Below are 20,695 nucleotides of genomic sequence, written 5' to 3'. Positions count from 1 at the left end.
AATACGGTAACAAAAAGAATTCGGTACTTTTCACAAATTTGGCCTTTTTAGTTTTATTTTATAATTATATATATTATGCACTTTAATCGAAAGATTATTTCTATAAATATATATTATATGCATAAAATATAGTCATAATATATAATATATCGTCGCATTTCCGAGAAAAATAAAGGTCCAGCTCGTATGCTAGAGGATTCTGTAAATCAATATCCCTGCGACTCCCGCCCCCGACATGACCAAAATTGGATTGACTTTCCATTTCCTCAAAACCAAAAAACACAGTGCAAAAATAGCCGCCGCCCACCAGTCTACCTGTCCAATAGGAAATATCAATTGTCCATTCCCAAACAGGGCCAGGCACAAAATCGAAAAACCTGCCGACGCGATCATAGCCACTACTGCCGGACGCAATCCCTGAAGGATGCCTTTTATAAGTGTGGCTCCCTGGTATTTATAATAGAAATACGCTAACGTCAAAACGATAATGCAGGACGGCAAGACACACCCAGCAGTAGCTGCTAACGCGCCGGCTAGTCCCGTGACTCTCGTCCCAACAAAGGTGGCGGCGTTGATTGCAATAGGGCCAGGCGTCATTTGAGAAATGGACACAATATCTACAAATTCCTGCATTGTGAGCCATTGATTAATATCCACTACTTGATTTTGAATCAGCGGCATAGCAGCGTATCCGCCTCCGATACTGAACAGCCCAATTTGGAAAAAACTCCAAAACAGCTTTAAATAAATCATTCTATACTCCCTATCGACATTTATTATAGAAGAAACTATTTTGCAGGGCCTTTTTTCCCCTGGCTTGTTTGCAGATAAATCGTACCGCATCCAATGACCCCGGCGGCAAAAATGATGATCATTACATTCACATTAAAAAAGTAAACTGCCGCAAACGCTGTAATCATCACAAGGATTGGCAGAATGTTTTTTTCTTTGATAATGCTCCTGCCCATGGTGTAAACAACGTCGATAATCACTGCGGCAACGCCCGCCTGCATCCCCCTCATCAGCGCCTGTACTGTGAGGTTATCGCGAAAGGCCGCGTAAAAGTATGATATGGCTGTTAATATAATAAGAGGGGGCAAAACTGTTCCTAAAATAGTGACTAATGCGCCTAAAACCCCAGCTAAACGATAGCCGATGATGATGGATGCGTTAACGGCGATGGCTCCTGGAGAGGACTGGGCGATAGCGGTCATGTCCAGCATTTCGTCTTCCTCGATCCAATGGTACTCCTCCACGAATTTTTTGCGCATCAAAGGAATGATAACAAACCCTCCGCCAAAGGTAAAGGCACTCAGGGTAAAAGTGGAGGAAAAGAGTTTCCAATAAAATTTTAGGTCTTTTTTCAATATCATCTCTTCTTTCCTTGTTTTTCTTATTAATTATATTCTCTTTTTGTTCATACGTAAAATAGTATAACCACATATTTTTCATTGGAAAATCTTATGAGATAAAAACCGGCGGTAAATACCGCCGGTTTTTTGCAATAAATATACCGTATAATCTCACGAAGCGAAAAGTATAGTAAATATTCTACTTCTCCTCCCAGTCAAGTGCCCGCTCCACCGCTTTTTTCCAGCCTCGAAGGAGTCTTTCCCGCTCCTCCGGCAACATGGATGGTTCATAGACGCAATCGGCTTGCCCTTCAGCGCAGAGTTCTTCTTTTTTCCAGAATCCTGTCTGTAAACCAGCCAGAAATGCCGCCCCTAAAGCGGTTGTTTCCCGCACCATGGGGCGCAGCACTGGCCGGCCGATAATATCCGCCTGGAACTGCATCAAAAACCCGTTTGCTGACGCACCGCCGTCTACTTTGAGCTGATGAAGTTCAATGCCGGTGTCTGCGACGATTGCGTCTAAAAGTTCTTTTGACTGGTAGGCGATGGATTCCAGGGCAGCCCTTATAATATGGGAAGCATTCGTGCCCCGAGTGATGCCGATAATCGTCCCTCGGGCGAACATATCCCAGTAGGGCGCGCCCAACCCGGTAAAGGCGGGCACCATGTAAACGCCGCCGTTCCCTCCCGCCTTTTTGGCGTAATATTCAGAATCGGAGGAATCCCCAATGAGCCGCATCTCATCCCGAAGCCACTGGACAACCGAACCGCCGGTAAAAACGCTTCCCTCAATGGCGTACTGGGTTTGTCCCTCCATACTGGCGGCGATAGTCGTCAGCATACCGTGGTTACTGAAGCATGGGGTTTCCCCGGTGTTCATCAGCAAAAAGCAGCCTGTGCCATAGGTGTTTTTCGCCTCTCCCTTCTCAAAACAGCCCTGCCCGAACAGAGCGGCCTGCTGATCTCCTGCTACTCCTGTAATGGGGATTTCACAGCCGCCAATCTGCGCCATCCCGTAAAAATAGCTGGAAGGCTTGGCTGGAGGAAGCATCTCCTTGGGAATATCGAGTACATCGAGAATCTTTTCATCCCATTTTAAGCTGTGAATATTAAACAGCATGGTCCGGGAGGCGTTTGTATAATCAGTGGCATATATTTTTCCTCCTGACAGTTTCCACATCAGCCAAGTATCTACCGTTCCAAAAAGAAGCTCACCCCGTTTAGCCCGTTCTCTTGCCCCTTCCACATGATCGAGGATCCACTTGATTTTCGTTCCACTGAAATAAGCGTCAATGAGCAGACCAGTGGTCTCCCGGATGTAATCACTGTAGCCGCTGGCCTCCAGCTGTTCACAGATAGCGGCTGTGCGCCGACATTGCCAGACGATGGCGTTATAGACAGGCTTACCTGTGTCCTTTTCCCAAACAATAGTGGTTTCCCGCTGATTGGTGATACCAATGCTATCCACTTCTTCTGCGGTAATGCCGCTCATCAAAAGCACGTCGACAAGCACTCCGTACTGAGAAGCGTAAATTTCCAGCGGGTCATGCTCTACCCAGCCTTCATGGGGATAAATCTGCTTGTATTCCCGTTGAGCCATATAGACGATATTGCGGTCTTGGTCAAAAATCACCGCCCGGGAGCTGGTCGTTCCCTGATCAAGCGACACAATGTATTTTTTCATGGGATTTTCCCCCTCAACATTATGATTTCCAAAATTTCAAAAATTGCCGCCCCGTCGATAGACGGGCGGCAACATCTTTATTCTATTATATAGAAAAAACGGAAATTATTTCACCTTTTGCCCGCATTCCGGACAGAAATTCGCCTCTTTACTCAGAATGCAGCCGCATTTGGGGCATTTCCCGCTTTCCGGTCGCTTGCTGCCGCAGTTTGAGCAGAAGTTCCCGGTGTTTTCCTGTCCACAGGAACATTTCCAGCTCCCGGAAGAAGCTTTCTCCCTGCCGCAGTTTTGACAGAACGCACCGGTATTTTCTTGCCCACAGGAGCATTTCCAAGAGCCCTGCACCGACTGCTTTTTGGCCTCAGTCTCACGCGCCGCTTGACTTTGATTAGCAGCGCTGGCTGCTCCTACAAAACCGCCGCCCGCCTGCATCCCGACGCCAAGCCCCGCAAAGCCCATCATAGCACCGTTTTTGTTGGAACCGGCCGCCTCCATGCCTCGGGCGACCGCCCCCTGCACATAACCTTCCCGAATGCCCGGGTCGGAAAGCATAGCGCCTTCGTTGCGACGCTCGATAAGCTTTTTGGAATTTTCGTCATAGGAAATACTCTGGATACCCACCGATTCGATGGTCATACCCCGTTTCTGAGTCCACTCCTCGTCCAGCGCCGTCGATAGGTAACGGGCCAGTTCCACACCCTTTGAGGCAACGTGAGAAATGCGTATGTTATCCACCGACATCTGGTTGATCGCCGCCTGCAAACCATTTAAGAACTCCGACAGATACAGCTTATGAATATCCTGAATATCCACGCTCTCGGCGTTTCTGGGAATGGCCTCGGCATAAAATTTCAACGGTTCTACAATCCGGATGGAAAAATATCCGTGGGCCCGCAAAAACAGCTCTGCGTTATAAAAGTTATCGAAATAGTTGATAGGATTAACCGTCCCAAAAGCGATATTTTTAATTTCCTGCAAATTGATAAAATAGACCTTCTGTTCATAGGGCGTCACACCGGAAAACCGAATACGGTTAAAAGTCTCATGAAGCGCCTTATCGAACTGTCCGTTCAGCATCGACGGTGCAGAGCTGCCCCTCACCTCAAAGTAGCCTGGTTCGGCCGTGTAATCGACAACTTTTCCTCCATCTACCAGCAACATGAACTGGTTTTCCTGGACGTGGATGACCGAACCGTCAGAAATAACATCGGCGCTCCCTTTTTTATTCTGATTTCGCCTGTCGCCCCGCCGTACCGGAATGCCTGCGCAGAACACCGTACTGTCGCTCATGTTTCCGGCTTCGATGACTTCTAACCACTGGTCGGCCAATCCGCCGCCAATAGCACCTGTTATCGCTCTAATAATGCCCATAGTATTCTCCTTTTTGCATACAGTCGAAAATAAAAACTGAATTGAGTTTACAAGGTTTATATTTTTGTTCCCCAGAAGTTTTATTATACAAAACCTGCAGTGCAGTAAATCGTGGGTGAACTTTGCTAACAGTATAGCACACTCCCTCATGAATCTCAACAAAAATCCTGGAAAAGGATGGAACATTCTTGACAGAATGCAGAAATTTTGCCAAAATTCGTCTGTTTTGCCACACATAGGTGAAAAAATGGTATAATAAACGCAGTAAAACTGCGTTTATCACTGAAGAACCCCTTTGAGGATTCCATCCTCAATTTTGCCCGCCGAAGGACGGTCAAAACCGGACTTCTTGCATAGAAAACAAATATGGTATAATAGCCTCATAAGCAAACAGCTTTGCTGTTTGCAAAGCGCTTAAAAGGCGCTTTTATCCCGCTGCCGCAGGATAAGTGAGAACATTGAATCATAACTCCCGTCCGCTGCACGGCCGACAAAGTCGCTTCGCGTCTTTCTGCCCGCTAAAGCGGGCGAATTTATGGTATAATAAACACAATCAACGAAGGTTTTCACAGAAAACCTTCGGCCGCATAAATGCGGCTTGCCAAAACAAGGTGATTTGACATTGCGTTTATTTTATCATTATCCGGTTCTGCCAAAGCAGAACTACGGCGGGTAAACCCGCCTACAAATTCCTGCGGAATTTGCGGATATGGTATAATATCCACTAACGGCACACAATGTGTGCCGTGCTTTGCAAGACAAACTCTTTACTTGAAATTGTTTGATTAGAGGGATCTTCCTATGTCAACTTCCTCCCGTAAACAGCTGCCCGCCTTTCTCAAAGGGTCAAAGGACGGCCTTCCAATCTGCCTTGGATATCTGTCTGTATCTTTTGCGTTCGGCATGATGGCAGCGGAAAACGGTCTCCCCGTGTGGGTAGCGGTTTTGATATCCATGTCGAACTTTACCTCGGCGGGACAGTTCGCCGGGACCAGCCTCATTCTATCCGGAGGCATGTACTTGGAAATCGCCATTACCACATTTGTCATTAACATCCGCTACATGCTCATGTCCCTTTCCCTCTCCCAGAAGGTAGACGAAAAAATGACCACCTTGGAACGCTGTATTCTCTCGTTTGGAAACACCGACGAGGTATTTGCCGTCGCCATGCAGCAGCAGGGAGCAGTTACCGCCCCCTATCTGGCAGGGCTAATCGCCACTCCATACATTGGGTGGGCACTGGGCACCTTTCTCGGCGCTGCAGCGACCAGTATTCTTCCCCTTGCCCTCCGAAGCGCCTTAGGAATCGCCATTTATGGCATGTTCCTCGCTATCATTATCCCCCCCTGCCGAAAAGCTAAACCCGTCCTCATCACTGTTCTTATTGCCGTGGCGCTCAGCTGTATCCTTCATTGGACGCCGGTGCTCAAAGAACTGTCCAGCGGATGGATCATCATTATCTGCGCCGTTGCGGCCTCCGCCTTTGCTGCCTACCGGTTCCCGGTGGACGAAGAAGAGTCCGTGTAAACGAAAGGGAGGAGTTTTATGGATTACCAAAGAATCCTGCTGGCTATTTTTATCATGGCGCTTGTAACTTATCTGCCGCGAATGCTGCCGCTGGCCATCTTTAAAAAGAAAATCCAGAATAAATTCATCCGGTCTTTTCTGGCCTATGTGCCCTATGCTGTGCTGGCAGCCATGACCTTTCCGGAAATTTTCAGTTCTACCTCCAGTTTTATTTCTGCTCTTGCAGGAACGGCGGCTGCCATTGCTCTAGCCTACTTTGGCAGAGGCCTTTTAACAGTGGCGTTGTCCGCTACAGCAGTGGTGTTTGTCACTGAACAGATATTGACATATCTCCAGTCGATATAATCATTTTTGTATCCAGCCGGCGGTTTTTTGCCGGTTTTTCTATGCACTTTCCATCAGAATCAATAGAAGCTTTTGTGCAACAACGGGAAAATTGATAAATTTTTGTCAATTTCTTGACCCTCCTCTAAAAACATTATATAATGGTATCATTATGTCGAATTAGGGGAGTATAGCTTTGAATTATATTAATGACGTGATTACCGCCATTAGCGATTTCCTACAAAATTATATTTTGCTCATTCTGCTTTGTGGGACGGGCATCTACTTTACCATCCGGCTCAAATTTGTTCAGATCCGCAAATTCGGCGCGGGACTCAAAGCCACTTTTGGCAACATCAAACTAAAGGGCGATAAGGCCGGAAAAGACGGTATGAGTTCTTTCCAGGCACTGACCACAGCCATCGCGGCCCAGGTGGGAACCGGGAATCTGGCCGGAGCGGCTACCGCCATCGTGTCAGGCGGTCCTGGCGCTATTTTCTGGATGTGGGTGAGCGCCTTTTTTGGCATGGCTACGATCTACGCGGAAGCCACCCTCGCTCAAAAATATAAGACAGTGGATAAGGACGGGAATGTCACCGGCGGTCCCGTCTACTACATTCGCGCTGCTTTTAAAGGAAAACTGGGCAAAATTTTAGCCGGCCTTTTTTCCGTTTTCATTATTCTCGCTCTAGGTTTCATGGGCAATATGGTGCAGTCCAATTCCATTGGAAGCGCGTTTCAAACCGCCTTCCACATTAAACCTTGGATTGTGGGCATCATCGTAGCCGCCATTGCAGGGTTTATCTTTTTAGGCGGCGTGGGGCGCATTGCCTCCTTTACCGAAAAAATTGTTCCCATTATGGCTCTTTTTTATATGGTGGGCTCTGTGGCGATTATCTGTGTTAACTACCGTCACATCGGCAGTGCTTTTTCCGCCATTTTTGTGGGTGCTTTCAATCCTACCGCAGTGGCAGGCGGCGTCTTAGGTGTTACGGTGCAGAAGGCTATCCGATACGGCGTGGCTCGCGGCCTCTTTTCCAACGAAGCCGGCATGGGTTCTACCCCTCACGCTCACGCCACGGCCAAAGTTAAAGATCCTTGTGATCAGGGCATTGTCGCCATGATGGGCGTTTTTATCGACACATTTATCGTTCTCACTCTCACAGCACTTGTTATTTTGACTAGCGTCAACATCGACGGCACCGTTACCGGCACCGAATTGACCCAATCTGCTTTTGCTGGCACCTTCGGTAATGCTGGAATCATTTTCGTCGCTATCTGCATGTTGTTTTTCGCTTTTTCGACGATTATCAGCTGGTATTTCTTCGGTGAAATCAACGTCTCTTACCTGTTCGGCAAAAAAGCGGTCAAAATCTACGCTGCACTGGTGATTGCCTTTATCGTTGTTGGCTCCTTCCTCAAGGTTGACACCGTCTGGGCGCTGGCGGACTTTTTTAACAGTCTGATGGTCATTCCAAACCTGCTGGGTGTTCTGGCGCTGAGCGGCGTGGTGGTCACCGCCTCCAAATTGTATGACGCCAAGAAAAAAGCCGATAAGCTGCAAAAACATGCCGTTACTCAAAACACCCTTCCTTCTTCCGAAGAGGAAGCAGTTTCCTCTATCACAGAAACAGTCGAGTAATCACAGCCACTTGTCAGAATAGCTGACAAGTGGCTTTATAAAAGTTATTTGATTGACAAGTTAGTCGGCCAATGTTAGAATATGAAAGAAATAGGGCTTTAAAGACCTTGCTCTCGGCAAACCCATTGCTCTGTTCCAATATTGCTGTTGTAAATAGGCCAACATAGGAGTTTTAAGATGATTCAAAACAAAGCGGATTATAAATATTATCTGGAGCGGGACCGCATCGCCCTGCGTAGAACCAGAAAACGCCCCCCGCTCATCGGAGAGGAAATTTGGAAGTTTGAAATCCTCATGCGCAAACTGGAATATCACCAGTGCCTTTCCGGTGCACATAAGTATCTGCACCTGCCCCTTTACCTGCTCAATCGGCTCTCCTTTAAACGCCTCAGCATCAAGCTGGGGTTCAGCATCCCTGTCGGCACCTTTGAAGAAGGGCTTTCCATCGCCCATTACGGCTGTCTGGTGGTCAATTACAAGGCGCGCATCGGTAAAAACTGCCGTATCCACGAAACCGTTACTCTCGGCGCCACCAACGGCACCGACGACGCCCCGAAAATCGGCGACAACTGCTTTATCGGCACTGGCGCAAAAATCATTGGCGGCGTCACCATCGCGGATGACGTTGCCATCGCCGCAAACGCCGTTGTCACAAGCGATATTTTAGAGCCGGGAACCACCTGGGGCGGCATTCCGGCCAAAAAAATCAGCGACAACAGCTCCCGGAGCAATCTGGCTAAGGGACTGTTTCAAGACGAAAAGGTCTGAAACCTGCCCTGCTAAAAATTTTTCTAATAAACAGCCAAATACCCTCTGCCAATTGGCAGAGGGTATTTTTTGATCCTTATTTTTGCTCGTCTTTCCATTCCAGATATTCGTCATAGCTGGACAACCGGTCGATGAGTTTTCCCTCCGGCGTCAGCTCCATGATGCGGTTTGCCACCGTCTGGATGAACTCGTGGTCATAAGAGGCAAAAAGCACAACGCTCTTAAAATTGATGAGCCCGTCGTTGACCGCCGTGATGGATTCCAAGTCGAGATGGTTGGTCGGCTGATCCAGCATCAGCACGTTGGAGCCGAACATCATCATCCGCGACAGCATACAGCGCACCTTTTCACCGCCGGACAGCACTTTCACCTGCTTTGTCACATCGTCGCCGGAAAAGAGCATTTTGCCGAGGAAGCCGCGAAGATAGCTTTCAGTGGTATCCCGGGCGTACTGCTCTAACCACTGAAGGATGCTTAAATCGCAGCCCTCAAAATAAGCGGTATTGTCTTTCGGAAAGTAGGACTGACTGGTGCTGACGCCCCATTTGTAGCTTCCTTCATCCGGCTCCAGCTCTCCGGCGAGAATCTGAAACAACGTGGTGGTCGCCAGCTCGTTTTCGCCGACAAAGGCGATTTTGTCCTCTCTCCCCACCCGGAAGGTCACGTGGTCGAGGACTTTGACCCCGTCCACCGTTTTGGTCAAATCGTCCACTGACAGGATTTCCTTGCCGGGCTCCCGGTCCATCTGAAATCCCACGAAGGGGTACCGCCTCGACGAGGCGGGCATTTCCTCCACCGTCAGCTTGTCCAGAAGCTTTTTGCGGGAGGTAGCTTGACGGGATTTTGATTTGTTGGCGGAGAACCGCTGGATAAAGCTTTGCAGCTCCTTGATTTTATCCTCGGCCTTTTTGTTCTGGTCGCGGATCATCCGCTGCATCAGCTGGCTCGACTCGTACCAAAAATCGTAGTTGCCCACGTAAATCTTAATCTTGTTGTAGTCCACATCCACGATGTGGGTGCAGACGTTGTTTAAAAAGTGACGGTCGTGGGATACGACGATGACAGTACCCGGATAGTCCATCAAAAAGTCTTCCAGCCACCGGATGGACGCCGTGTCCAGATGGTTTGTCGGCTCGTCCAGCAAAATGACGTCGGGCTGGCCAAAGAGCGCCTGAGCGAGCAGCACCTTGACCTTTTCCTTGCCGCCTAAACTGCTCATCTCTTTTTCCAGCAGCTCGAGGCTAAGGCCCAACCCTTGCAAAAGCTTGCCGGCCTCGGTTTCCGCGTCCCAGCCGTTTAACTCGGCAAACTCGTATTCCAGCTCAGAGGCGAGAATGCCGTCCTCCTCGGAAAAATCCTCTTTTTCGTAAAGGGCGACCTTTTGCTTCATGATGTCGTAGAGGCGCTGATTCCCCATAATGATGGTGTCCAAAACGGTGTACTGGTCATAAGCGTAGTGATCCTGCTTGAGCACCGACATCCGGTTTTTCGCGTCCATGACGACGGTGCCGGTGGAGGGCTCCAAATCCCCCGACAAAATCCGCAGAAAGGTGGATTTTCCCGCTCCGTTGGCGCCGATGACGCCATAGCAGTTCCCCTCGGTGAATTTTAAGTCCACGTGTTTAAACAAATCCTGCCCGTCGAAGGCAAGGCTCACATCCGATACAGTAATCATAGCATAGTCCTTTCCATTTTACATTCCGGTTTCCATCATAACACAAAAGACAAAAACAGCAAAGGTCAAAACCGGCCTTTGCTGTTTTTTCTCACAATCCATGCAATTTTTAGAAAAACCGGAGGTGTTTTTGGCTACTATCGAGGCAAAACCACCTGTTTTTGCAGCTCGCTCACCTGTTTTGCCGTCCCTTCCGGGTATCGGCCGAAGGGAAACAGTAATTCCATCCGCTCGTACTTTTCCTTACATAGCTTCCGAAAGGGCAAAAGCTCTACCCTTTTGACACAGGTATGCCCGGCGATCAGTCTGTTGAGCCGTTCAATATTTTCCCTCGTGTCGTTAAGCCCCGGCACGATGACCTGCCGCACCCAGGTGTCGATTTTCCGGCTTTGCAGCTCGTCCAGAAAAAAGAGCACCTCTTTGAGGGAACATCCAATGTATTTTTGGTATCCTTCTTCATCTGTCATCTTGATGTCTAAAAGCACCAAATCAGTCACGCTGAGAAGCCGCTTTACCCCCTCGTTCCAGACGCTTCCGCTTGTATCGAGGGCGGTGTGGATTCCCGCCTCCCGGCAGAGGGTGAACAGTTCCGCCACGAATTCCGCCTGCAATAAAGCCTCTCCGCCGGAGACGGTGATGCCGCCCTCAGACCCAAAGTAATTCCGGTAACGAAGCGCCCGTTCCAATACCTCTTCCGGCGATATCTCCAGCCCCTCCCCCATCTTCCAGGTGTCGGGATTGTGGCAGTAGCCGCAGCGGAGCTTGCACCCCTGCATAAAGACGACGAACCGAACCCCCGGCCCGTCCAGAGTGCCCATACTCTGATAGGAATGGATTCTTCCCTTCATTGCTGTCCCTCCTCTCCATATAAACTGAAAACCCGCCCTGCGGGAGACGGGTTTTCATTCATTTTCGTTACATTGCGTCGTGGAAGGTGCGGCTGATGACCTCCCGCTGCTGCTCTCTCGACAGCTTGTGGAAGTTGACGGCATAGCCGGAAACCCGGATGGTCAGATTGGGGTACATCTCGGGATTTTCGTAGGCTTCCATCAGCTTTTCCTTGTTTAACACGTTTACGTTAATGTGGTGGGCCATCTGCTTAAAGTACCCGTCCAGCACCGTTGTGAGGTTCTGCACCCGCTCTACGTCACTGTTGCCCAAAGCCTGAGGTGTGATGGAGAAGGTGTTGGAAATACCGTCCCGGCAGTATTCGTAAGGCATCTTTGCCACCGAATTGAGGGAAGCGAGCGCCCCGTTTGTCTCCCGGTTGTGCATGGGGTTTGCGCCGGGGGCAAAAGGCTCGCCCTTTTTCCGTCCGTCAGGGGTGGAGCCGGTCTTTTTGCCGTAAACCACGTTGGAAGTGATGGTCAGCGCCGACAGAGTGTGCATGGCGTTTCGGTAAGCCGGCGTTTTCTTCAGCTCGTCGGACACGCCAATGAGCATATTTTTCGCGATCTCATCCACTCTATCGTCGTCATTTCCGTATTTGGGGAAGTCGCCCACCGTCTCAAAATCCTTAATATAGCCGCCCTCGTCCCGAATCGTCTTGACTTTGGCGAACTTGATGGCGGAGAGGGAGTCGGCGATGACTGAAAGTCCCGCCACTCCAAAGGCCATGAACCGCTCTACATCGGTGTCGTGAAGGGCCATCTGGGTCTTTTCGTAAGCGTATTTATCGTGCATGTAGTGGATGACGTTCATGGTGTTGACGTAAAGATTGCATAACCACTGGCGGTATTCCTCAAACCGCTCCATCACCTTGTCATAATCCAGCACTTCGTCGGGATAAACCTCTTTTTTCGGCCCCAGCTCGATACCGGAAAGCTGGTCATGACCGCCGTTTAACGCCAACAATAACAGTTTGGGCAGATTGCACCGGGCGCCGAAAAACTGCATCTGCTTGCCCACCTTCATGGCAGAGACACAGCAGGCGATAGCGTAGTCGTCGCCGTAGATAGGCCGCATCAAATCGTCGTTTTCGTACTGGATGGAATCGGTGTCGATGGACACTTTCGCGCAGAACTTTTTGAACGGCTCCGGCAGTTTTTCCGACCAGAGGATGGTGAGGTTCGGCTCCGGGGCGGACCCCAGAGTGTACAGGGTGTTGAGCACCCGATAAGAGTTTTTCGTCACCAACGGAACTCCGTTTTCGCCCACGCCGCCAACGCTTTCGGTAATCCACATGGGGTCGCCGCCAAAAAGCTCGTTGTACTCGGGCGTGCGCAGGTGCCGGGCCATGCGGAGCTTCATGACAAAGTCGTCCATCAGCTCCTGTGCGCCCTGCTCGTCAAGGATTCCTCTCTCCATATCCCGCTGGATGTAGATGTCGAGGAAAGTGCTGACCCGTCCCAGCGACATGGCGGCACCGTTTTGCTCCTTGATGGCGCCAAGATAGCCGAAATAGGTCCACTGGATGGCCTCTCTGGCGCTGGAGGCGGGTTTTGAAATGTCGATGCCGTACATGGCGGCCATTTCCTTCAGCTTGCCGAGGAAGTTGATCTGCTGGTACAACTCCTCCGCCAGACGGATGTTCTCCACGTCCATCAGCATTCTGCCTTTTTCCGCCTTGTCCTTCTGTTTCTGCTCGATGAGGACGTCAATTCCATACAGTGCTACTCTCCGGTAGTCGCCGATGATGCGGCCGCGGCCGTATGCGTCGGGAAGGCCGGTGATAACGCCGCTTTTACGGGCTTTGCGCATCTCGTCGGTGTAGACCCGGAACACCCCGTCGTTATGGGTGGTCCGGTAGGTGAATTCCTCCTCGATTTTCTCCGACATCTGATAACCGTAGGCTTCACAGGCATTTCTGGCCATTCGGATGCCGCCGAAGGGATTGACACCCCGTTTGAGGGGGCGGTTGGTCTGCAAGCCCACGATCAGCTCTTTTTCTTTGTCGAGATAGCCGGGCTTATAGCTTGTGAGGGAAGAAACAGTAGCGGTATCTATGTCCAACACCCCGCCGTACTCTCTTTCTACCTGCAAAAGGTTGTTAAGCCGCTTCATCAGATGATTTGTCCGCTCTGTCGCTCCCGAAAGAAAGCTCTCGTCCCCTTCATAGACGGTATAATTCTGCTGAATGAAGTCCCGAACGTTGATTTCATCCTGCCATTTCGACGGTTTAAATCCATCCCACTGTTCAAAATTCATTGTGATCGTCCTTTCTAACGGAATTTGTGCCGCTCCCGGCAACCCCGAGATTGCCGCAATAACTCCCGCGGCAAAAGCACAAAACGCAGCATGAAAATTATTTTTCACGTTCCGCACTTTCTATCAAAACGTCCTGTCTGGGGACTGCCCTAAAAAACAACAAGGACAGTCCCATGATTTTCTCACAAGACTGCCCAGACGGTCGGCTGTTTACTCTTTGCACTTCCCTGTGGTGAACCCACAATTACCCGTCAGTCGCGCAAAGGATTCTATAATCAGTATAAACTTCTCACCTCATTCTGTCAATATGGGAAACTGCCTGATACCGTCTCCCTTTTTTCGTCAAAATCTATGGATTGTTCCAAAGGTGCAAATATGATATACTATTCAAAGCGTATGAAAAAACTACATTAGGGATACAATAACCACAACTGTTAAAAAGGAAGTGCACTCATGGAACAACTGCATGAAATTTTAAACGTCATTGTCGACGCTGCAATCCTCCTTTTCGAATTTGTCGGCGTCGTCGTCATTATCATATCCGGCCTCAGGGGCATTTTCAGCTATTTCCGCCGGGATCCGCTCACCCGCCTCAACCTGGCCAAAGGCATGGCAATGGGTCTGGAGTTCAAGCTGGGAAGCGAAATCCTGCGCACCGTTATCGTCCGGGAATTTTCAGAAATATTCATTGTCGCCGGAATCATTCTTCTGCGCGCTACCCTCACCTTCCTCATTCACTGGGAAATCAAAAACGAGGAAGCTCAGGAAGGAATCAGCGAGCATCTTCAGAAAAAGCATCTGAATCCCTTTAAAACCGAAAAAAAAGAACCGCCTGAAGCAGGCGGCCAAAAATAATTGGGAAAGGGTAATTAAAGGAGTTGCTGGAATGATAATACCACAGCCCCGCTGCACTTCCTGTCGAAGGAACAACCCTTTAAAAAATTTTTAATGATAAAATCCGCGATCTGAAAACTGTTCAGGCCGCGGGTTTTAATTTTTACTTACAAGAGAAAATTTGGTGCATTTTTCAACCCTGTCCGTAACAAAAAAATAACAAATAATGCACCCTCTATTATCGAGTAGAATAGCTATTTTTTATTATGGAGGGAGAATCGCGCAGCAATGCGAACCGGAATAACAAAAAACCATAGCTATTCCAATGGACTATTTTATTTCGTCACCGCTTCCACCCATTTTTGTGCGATAAGAGCAATGCCAGGACCTGCAGGATGCACGCCGTCCCCTGACCAGGTGCTAGGCTTTTGCTGCACGCTGGCCGCCGCAAAATAACCATCCATGGGAATGTAAACGTCGGCAAATTCCCTCGCCAATTTCCGTGCAACCAAAATTTTCGGGTTCAAGTCCTCTCTCCAGGATTCAATCTCCGGCGAAACATGGAGCAAAAACGGCTCAATCATGACAATTTTGGTATCCGGCAAAGCCGCCTTGGTACGCTCCAAAATATTCCGGCAGTTTTGTTCGTACTGTTCCGCTGTGGTGGGATTATTTTGATCGTACCGCCGCCAGGTATCGTTGACGCCGATCAAAAGCGACAGCACATCTGGTTTAAGCGCGATGGTGTCCTCATCCCAACGATTTACCAGATCAATGCTGCGGTTCCCAGAAATTCCACGGTTGTAGAACTTCAAATTCAGCTCAGGATACTGTGCCATGAGCATACTCGCCGCCACGTATACATAGCCTTTTCCAAGGTGCATCGGGTCGCTCAAAGGGTCGTCTACACAGCGATTCCAGTCGGTGATGCTGTCCCCTTGAAAGAGAATGACATCATTTCTTTTCAACAACATATCAAATTCCTCTTTTCTTTTTCAGCCGGAAATCCGGCAAAACTACCCTTGTAAAAGCCGGTTGAGCAGCCAGTCAGCCACCCCGTCTTCCTCATTGGAACCAATGATGCCCGTCGCAGCCTGCTTGAGTTCTTCCGCAGCATTTGCAACGGCATAGGCCTCGTCCGCCGCCTTAAACATGGGCAAGTCATTTAATGCATCTCCAAAAACAACCACCCTGTCACAATGGAGGATCTCTTTCAGCTTCTGCATTCCGTAAGCTTTGCTGGCATTTTTCGGCATAATTTCCAGCCAGTATTCCGGCCGGTAAAGTTCCTGCTGAAAGATGCAGCTGAAATCTTTGAGAGTCTTCACTTCTTCATAAATTGGAAGGAGCTCTTCTTTATAACCGATACAGGTAAAATAATAAATGTCTCCATCAAATAGCTCTTCTTCTGACCCGCAGGCCCTCATCCGCGGGTCATTCCGACGATTGTAGAGGTAATACTCCATTCCCACACTTTGCTCTCCTGTTCGATAGGAAAGCCGTTCACGGCCCTCCAAAAAAGCATAGCAAACCGGAGGTATTCGGTACCGATTTAAAAGGCGATGAATTGTCATCTGCTGCTCCAGAGAAAACACCTGTGAAGAAAGAATCGTTCCTGTCTCAGGTTCCATCAGAAAAGTTCCATTGTGAAAAACCCCTGGATTAGTAAGATGCAGACCTTCAATGACCGGCAGGGCCGACGAACGCGAGCGGGCAGTGGCAATAGAAAAACAAAGCCCCTGTTCCATCAAAGTGTTGAGAATGGCAACCGTGTTTGGGGTGAGTGCAGTCTTTCGGTTTAAAAGTGTTCCGTCCAAATCGGAAAGATACAGTGTTTTCATAACGTTTTCCGTCCTTTCCGTAATCCTGTAAAAGTATAGCACAAGGAAACAAAGTGTGCAAGATGAGCTGAGAAAAAGTCAATATTCATCAAATCAAACTTAAAAATCGCCATAAAAAACACAAAAGAAAACTCCGCCGGATCGGGCGGAGTTTTTTTGTGTTTTTTATTTCAAGAGTGAAATTACAGATTTCCTACCTTAGCTATAACAAAAAACAGCTAATATAGTACTCCTTACAATAAACTGCCGGCTATTTTTTATTCTTCGCTGGCGGCGGCTACAGTAACAGTATTGGTATCACCCTTCTTCATGTTTTTGTCCAGTTCCTTCATCATCTGTTTGAAAAAGTTAGAGGAGTTGGTGGCGCCTGCTACGGTATCCACTTTAGAAGCGTCTTGTTTTTCTACAAGGCCTTTCTCCAGCTTCTCGGTGTAATCGGCGGGATATGTCTCAAAGCCCGCGCCAGTGTAAGCGTCTTTATATTCCTGGTCTTCGGTCTTTTTATGTCCGTCTTCCTGGCTCAGAGCGTCGAACTCAACTTCGGCGATTTTACCGTCTTTGACTGTGACATTGATATATTCTTTCCAGCCATGACTGTCAAAATCCTTCGCCTCAACGCGGTAAGAGCCGTCCTTATAGGCCTCATTGTCGGAGTTGTTACCGCAAGAAGCCATCGTTCCCATAACAGCCAGCATCGCAACTGTAATTGCTAGGGTTTTTTTCATGAAAAATCCACCTTTCTAAAATCAATCGGTTAAGATTGTTTAATTATTAACTAACTTTACAAGGATATATTATAACGTCTCTTTTTAGTAATGTCCAGCCCTTTGCAGATTATTTCTCAATTTTGTATAAATTGCAGTTAAATTATTTCCGCATAATGCCAGAATTCCTTGCATTTTCCTGGATTTGCTTGACAATACTCTATAAAAATAATATCATAGAAGGGATTGAGCATCTTTAATAAATGATGACATATTTTATATATTTTGACTTAGAAAATTTATTGGAGTGTGGAGGTGTTTTGCATCGGAAAGTTTTATAAAATGTCTGCTGTATTGGGAATCATATTAACGCTGTCTTCCTGTCAGGTGCAGGCGAGGGATGCCGTCGCTACAGACGAAACTTTTCTGATGGACACCATCGTGACCCAAACGGTATACGGCCCAAACAGCAGTATAATCATCGGCGAGGCCGTAGACTTAATGAAGGACATCGAAAAAACCTACTCTTCCTACCTGGACAGCTCCATTATATCCGAAATCAATGCCAACGCAGGAGTCTCTCCAGTGCCCGTTGGGGAAGAAGAACGGAACGTTATCAAACGATGTGTCGAATTTTCCGAACAGTCAGATGGGCTTTTTGATTTGACCATTGCTCCTCTGGTCAAGCTTTGGAACATCACCGGAGACGAACCTCATATTCCTACGGAAGAAGAAATTGCAGCAGCCCTCCCCCTCATTGACTACCGTAATGTAATCGTCAATGAAGAAAAAAGCACAGTTTACTTGTCCCATCCAGACATGGAACTGGATTTCGGAGCAACTGTCAAGGGTTACGCTGTTCAAAAAGTGCTAGAACTTTATCGACAAAGCGATATAGCAGGAGGTATCCTGTCTCTGGGGGGAAACGTGGCCGCATTCGGGAAAAAACCGGACGGATCTGCTTTTCGCACAGGTATTCGCGATCCTCACGGAACCGCAGCCGACTATTTCGCCATTTTGGAGATGAGTGATCAAGTCATCGCCACTTCCGGCGCCTATGAACGTTATTTTGAACAAGACGGAAAAATCTACCATCATATTCTCAATCCTCTAACTGGCTACCCTTGTGAGTCAGATCTTTTGAGTGTCACCGTCGTCTCGGAGGACGGGCTTCTCTGTGACTACTTATCCACCATGTTTTATATGCTTGGCAAAGAATCTGTCGTCAGCCATTTAAATGAAAACAGTTACTCCCTGATTGCGCTGGATGAGCAGGGGAAAATTTACATTTCTCCCCGTATTATGGAACATTTTACCTTACTTGACTCCAGTCCTTACGTTTTCGCCGATCAAACCGGCAGGAAGGATTGAGCTGTGTTTGCGCGAAAAAAAGATATTTTCATTATATTTGGTATTCTGTTGGCCGCCGCAGTTATTTGGGGAGGATATATACTGACGCAGAGTGCTCCCGGCCAAAAAGCCATTATTCAATACGATGGAAAAACTGTCAAAACCGTCTCATTAACAAAAGATCAGGAATTTTCCCTAGACGAAGACCCTACTGTGCATTTTAAGGTAAAAAACGGCGCCATTGCATTTGTCAACGCCAGCTGTCCTGATAAAATCTGTCAAAATACCGGGTTTCTATCTAAAGCGGGACAAACTGCCGCCTGTTTGCCAAAAAAGATACTGCTAAAAGTGATAGGCCCCGATCAACAAGATGTAGATATTATCGCGAACTAACGAAAGAAGGGACGAACACTGACTCGTAAATGCAACGTGCGGACGATTACTGGCATGGGGATGCTTCTCTGTCTTGCCATCGTCCTCAGCTTTGTGGAAGGAATGATTCCTCCCCTTCCCGCCCTGCCTCCCGGCGTCAAGCTGGGGCTCTCGAACATCGTTGTTATCTACTGCCTGTTTTTCCTGGATGGAAAGAGTGCTTGCTGTGTAGCTGTGCTGAAGTCTCTTTTCGTCTTGCTGACACGCGGGATTTCAGCTGGATTTCTGAGCATATTCGGAGGACTTTTATCAGTAGCCGTAATGCTCATCGCCATTCGTTCGAAGAAACTAAGCTACCTTATTTTAAGCATTTTCGGAGCGGTAAGCCACAATATAGGGCAGATTATTGCTGCATCCATTCTTTTTAAAAGCGCTACTGTTTTTTACTATCTTCCCGTTCTCATCGTCTCCGGCGTGCTCATGGGCACATTGACGGCGGCGCTGATGAAAGCCCTGCTCCCCGCTTTGAAACGGATTGCAGGCAAACGGGAATAAAACTCGCTAAGCAAGGCTTTAAGCCTCTGAAAACGGCTCGTCGGCCCTCAAGGGCGGCCGGCGCCGCCGATAAAAACGCCCTTTACTTTTGATGCGGCGCGTTCCAGCGCCAAATCCCAGAAAGGACATGATTTTTCCATGCGAAATCTCAATGGTATTCGTTTAAGTCATCACAAAAAGTCCAAGGATCTCGCCACAGTGGAGCTGCCGCTTCCCAAAACGGTCACTATTCCCATGCTGCAACATATGGGAGCTGGCTGCAAGCCCTTGGTCGAAGCGGGGGATGTCGTCAAAGTAGGCCAGCTCATCGGCGACAGCGACGAGGTCTTTTCCGTTCCCGTTCACAGTTCGGTTGCAGGCACCGTCACTGCCATTCAGGACTATGTCGCTTCCTCAGGTAAAACCGAAAAGCGGGTGGTCATCGAAGTTGCGGAAATTCAAGAAACGATTGATGCGAAACCCCACCCTGTTTCCGACCAAAAATCTTTGGTCGAAGCGGCGAGACTCTCCGGCCTTTCAGGCTTGGGCGGCGCTGGCTTTCCAACCCATGTAAAGTTAAACTACAAGGATATCGACAAGGTGGACACCCTGGTTATTAATGGAGCTGAGTGCGAGCCATATATTACCTCCGACTACCGGGAAATGCTGGAAGCGCCCGACGACATCATCGGCGGCGTCAAGGAAGTCATGCGCTGCCTCAAAATCGCTAACGCTTACATCGGTATCGAAGACAACAAGCCCGATGCTATCAAGCTTTTACGAGAAAAAATAGATGTGGACAACATCCACGTAGTATCTCTCAAAAGCGTTTACCCCCAAGGGGCCGAAAAGGTGATGATCTACCACTCCACCGGCCGGGTCATCGAGGAAGGGGAAATCCCCGCTGATAAGGGCGTTATAGTCCTGAACATCTCGACGGTCTCCCACCTCTACCGCTTTATCAAAACCGGCATGCCCCTGACCCACAAGCGCCTTACCGTCGACGGCAACTTTGTGGACAAACCTATAAATGTCCGGGTCCCTATCGGCACTTCCATCGATTATGTGCTGGACTTTGCCGGAGTGGACAATAATAAAGCCGATAAGATCCTCATGGGCGGTCCCATGATGGGTATCGCCATCTATGATGTGGAAACCCCGGTCATCAAAAACAACAACGCCATCCTGGTGCTCCAGGAAAAAGACCGGAAATACAAAGCTTCCCGCACAGTCAGTACCCTTTCTCCCTCCGTTACCGAGGGCACTGACAATCCAGAGGACGCTGCAAAAGGCCCCGCCAGCACGGTAGTTGGCAAAGAACTCGTTCCCCCTACCACCGCCTGTATTCGCTGCGGCAAATGCGTTTACGTCTGCCCGGTCGATTTGATGCCGGCGGCGCTGGAAAAAGCCTACGACAAAAAGAACGTGGATTCCCTTAAGAATCTGAAGGTGAACCTCTGCATCAACTGCGGGTGCTGCTCCTATATTTGCCCCGCCCACCGCAATTTGGCGCAGAAAAACCAGCTGGCCAAGGAGATGCTGCGGAAAATGAAAAAATAAGCTGGATCGC

Annotated in this window: 19 protein-coding genes and 1 riboswitch; of the genes, 9 read left to right on the top strand and 10 right to left on the bottom strand. The window is 48.7% G+C overall.

Annotated elements, in window-relative coordinates; translation table 11 throughout:
- Positions 1-189: 189 nt before the first annotated feature.
- The 4 genes from H8710_RS01910 to H8710_RS01895 all read right to left on the bottom strand — a co-directional run bounded on the left by H8710_RS01910 (position 190) and on the right by H8710_RS01895 (position 4,407).
- Positions 190-753, bottom strand: coding sequence for a chromate transporter (locus tag H8710_RS01910; RefSeq protein WP_249293705.1), 564 nt, complete (start codon positions 751-753; stop codon positions 190-192).
- Between the two features lie 35 nt (positions 754-788).
- Positions 789-1,373, bottom strand: coding sequence for a chromate transporter (locus tag H8710_RS01905; RefSeq protein ID WP_249293704.1), 585 nt, complete (start codon positions 1,371-1,373; stop codon positions 789-791).
- Positions 1,374-1,551: 178 nt separating this feature from the next.
- Positions 1,552-3,036: a glycerol kinase GlpK gene (gene glpK / locus H8710_RS01900; protein ID WP_249293703.1), complete on the bottom strand. Its 1,485-nt coding sequence runs from the start codon at positions 3,034-3,036 to the stop codon at positions 1,552-1,554.
- A 105-nt stretch (positions 3,037-3,141) separates the two neighbouring features.
- On the bottom strand, positions 3,142-4,407 hold the full coding sequence (locus H8710_RS01895; RefSeq protein WP_249293701.1) for an SPFH domain-containing protein: 1,266 nt from the start codon (positions 4,405-4,407) through the stop codon (positions 3,142-3,144).
- Positions 4,408-5,208: 801 nt separating this feature from the next.
- On the opposite strand from H8710_RS01895, the gene H8710_RS01890 reads away from it, so the two are divergent.
- The 4 genes from H8710_RS01890 to H8710_RS01875 all read left to right on the top strand — a co-directional run bounded on the left by H8710_RS01890 (position 5,209) and on the right by H8710_RS01875 (position 8,668).
- The gene (locus tag H8710_RS01890; protein ID WP_249293698.1) at positions 5,209-5,934 is read left to right on the top strand and encodes an AzlC family ABC transporter permease; all 726 of its coding nucleotides are present in this window, start codon (positions 5,209-5,211) and stop codon (positions 5,932-5,934) included.
- Positions 5,935-5,952: 18 nt separating this feature from the next.
- Positions 5,953-6,279 carry an AzlD domain-containing protein gene (locus H8710_RS01885; RefSeq protein WP_249293697.1) on the top strand — a complete coding sequence of 109 codons (327 nt, stop codon included), beginning with the start codon at positions 5,953-5,955 and terminating at the stop codon, positions 6,277-6,279.
- 175 nt (positions 6,280-6,454) lie between these two features.
- Entirely contained in the window at positions 6,455-7,900 is a 1,446-nt protein-coding gene (locus tag H8710_RS01880; RefSeq protein WP_249293696.1) for an alanine/glycine:cation symporter family protein, read from the top strand.
- 177 nt (positions 7,901-8,077) lie between these two features.
- On the top strand, positions 8,078-8,668 hold the full coding sequence (locus H8710_RS01875) for a serine O-acetyltransferase (protein WP_249293694.1): 591 nt from the start codon (positions 8,078-8,080) through the stop codon (positions 8,666-8,668).
- Between the two features lie 76 nt (positions 8,669-8,744).
- Here the strand turns inward: H8710_RS01875 and H8710_RS01870 are convergent, their stop codons facing one another.
- The 3 genes from H8710_RS01870 to pflB all read right to left on the bottom strand — a co-directional run bounded on the left by H8710_RS01870 (position 8,745) and on the right by pflB (position 13,490).
- Entirely contained in the window at positions 8,745-10,343 is a 1,599-nt protein-coding gene (locus H8710_RS01870; protein ID WP_249293693.1) for an ABC-F family ATP-binding cassette domain-containing protein, read from the bottom strand.
- Between the two features lie 137 nt (positions 10,344-10,480).
- Positions 10,481-11,191, bottom strand: coding sequence for a pyruvate formate-lyase-activating protein (gene pflA / locus H8710_RS01865; protein WP_249293692.1), 711 nt, complete (start codon positions 11,189-11,191; stop codon positions 10,481-10,483).
- Positions 11,192-11,258: 67 nt separating this feature from the next.
- The gene (pflB, locus tag H8710_RS01860) at positions 11,259-13,490 is read right to left on the bottom strand and encodes a formate C-acetyltransferase (RefSeq protein ID WP_249293690.1); all 2,232 of its coding nucleotides are present in this window, start codon (positions 13,488-13,490) and stop codon (positions 11,259-11,261) included.
- A 185-nt stretch (positions 13,491-13,675) separates the two neighbouring features.
- Positions 13,676-13,759, bottom strand: a riboswitch (ZMP/ZTP riboswitch).
- Between the two features lie 184 nt (positions 13,760-13,943).
- Here pflB and H8710_RS01855 point away from each other — a divergent pair.
- Complete coding sequence (locus tag H8710_RS01855; RefSeq protein ID WP_249293689.1) at positions 13,944-14,345, top strand: DUF1622 domain-containing protein; 402 nt, start codon at positions 13,944-13,946, stop codon at positions 14,343-14,345.
- Positions 14,346-14,659: 314 nt separating this feature from the next.
- Here H8710_RS01855 and H8710_RS01850 read toward each other — a convergent pair whose 3' ends face one another.
- The 3 genes from H8710_RS01850 to H8710_RS01840 form a co-directional block, all read right to left on the bottom strand.
- The gene (locus H8710_RS01850; protein ID WP_249293688.1) at positions 14,660-15,298 is read right to left on the bottom strand and encodes an SGNH/GDSL hydrolase family protein; all 639 of its coding nucleotides are present in this window, start codon (positions 15,296-15,298) and stop codon (positions 14,660-14,662) included.
- 42 nt (positions 15,299-15,340) lie between these two features.
- The gene (locus H8710_RS01845; protein ID WP_249293687.1) at positions 15,341-16,165 is read right to left on the bottom strand and encodes an HAD family hydrolase; all 825 of its coding nucleotides are present in this window, start codon (positions 16,163-16,165) and stop codon (positions 15,341-15,343) included.
- A gap of 257 nt (positions 16,166-16,422) precedes the next feature.
- A complete protein-coding gene (locus H8710_RS01840; RefSeq protein WP_249293686.1) occupies positions 16,423-16,890 on the bottom strand; it encodes an FMN-binding protein in 468 nt (155 codons plus the stop codon).
- 321 nt (positions 16,891-17,211) lie between these two features.
- On the opposite strand from H8710_RS01840, the gene H8710_RS01835 reads away from it, so the two are divergent.
- The 4 genes from H8710_RS01835 to H8710_RS01820 all read left to right on the top strand — a co-directional run bounded on the left by H8710_RS01835 (position 17,212) and on the right by H8710_RS01820 (position 20,685).
- Entirely contained in the window at positions 17,212-18,240 is a 1,029-nt protein-coding gene (locus tag H8710_RS01835; RefSeq protein WP_249293685.1) for an FAD:protein FMN transferase, read from the top strand.
- A 3-nt stretch (positions 18,241-18,243) separates the two neighbouring features.
- Positions 18,244-18,612 (top strand): NusG domain II-containing protein, encoded by a 369-nt coding sequence (locus tag H8710_RS01830; RefSeq protein WP_249293684.1) that lies wholly within the window; start codon positions 18,244-18,246, stop codon positions 18,610-18,612.
- A 36-nt stretch (positions 18,613-18,648) separates the two neighbouring features.
- Entirely contained in the window at positions 18,649-19,146 is a 498-nt protein-coding gene (locus H8710_RS01825; RefSeq protein WP_249293682.1) for a Gx transporter family protein, read from the top strand.
- Positions 19,147-19,284: 138 nt separating this feature from the next.
- Positions 19,285-20,685 carry an RnfABCDGE type electron transport complex subunit C gene (locus H8710_RS01820; RefSeq protein ID WP_249293680.1) on the top strand — a complete coding sequence of 467 codons (1,401 nt, stop codon included), beginning with the start codon at positions 19,285-19,287 and terminating at the stop codon, positions 20,683-20,685.
- Positions 20,686-20,695: the final 10 nt, after the last annotated feature.

The sequence above is a fragment of the Fumia xinanensis genome, assembly GCF_014384905.1.
Lineage (GTDB): Bacteria > Bacillota > Clostridia > Oscillospirales > Ruminococcaceae > Fumia > Fumia xinanensis.
This window is presented reverse-complemented; position numbering and strand designations above follow the sequence as displayed.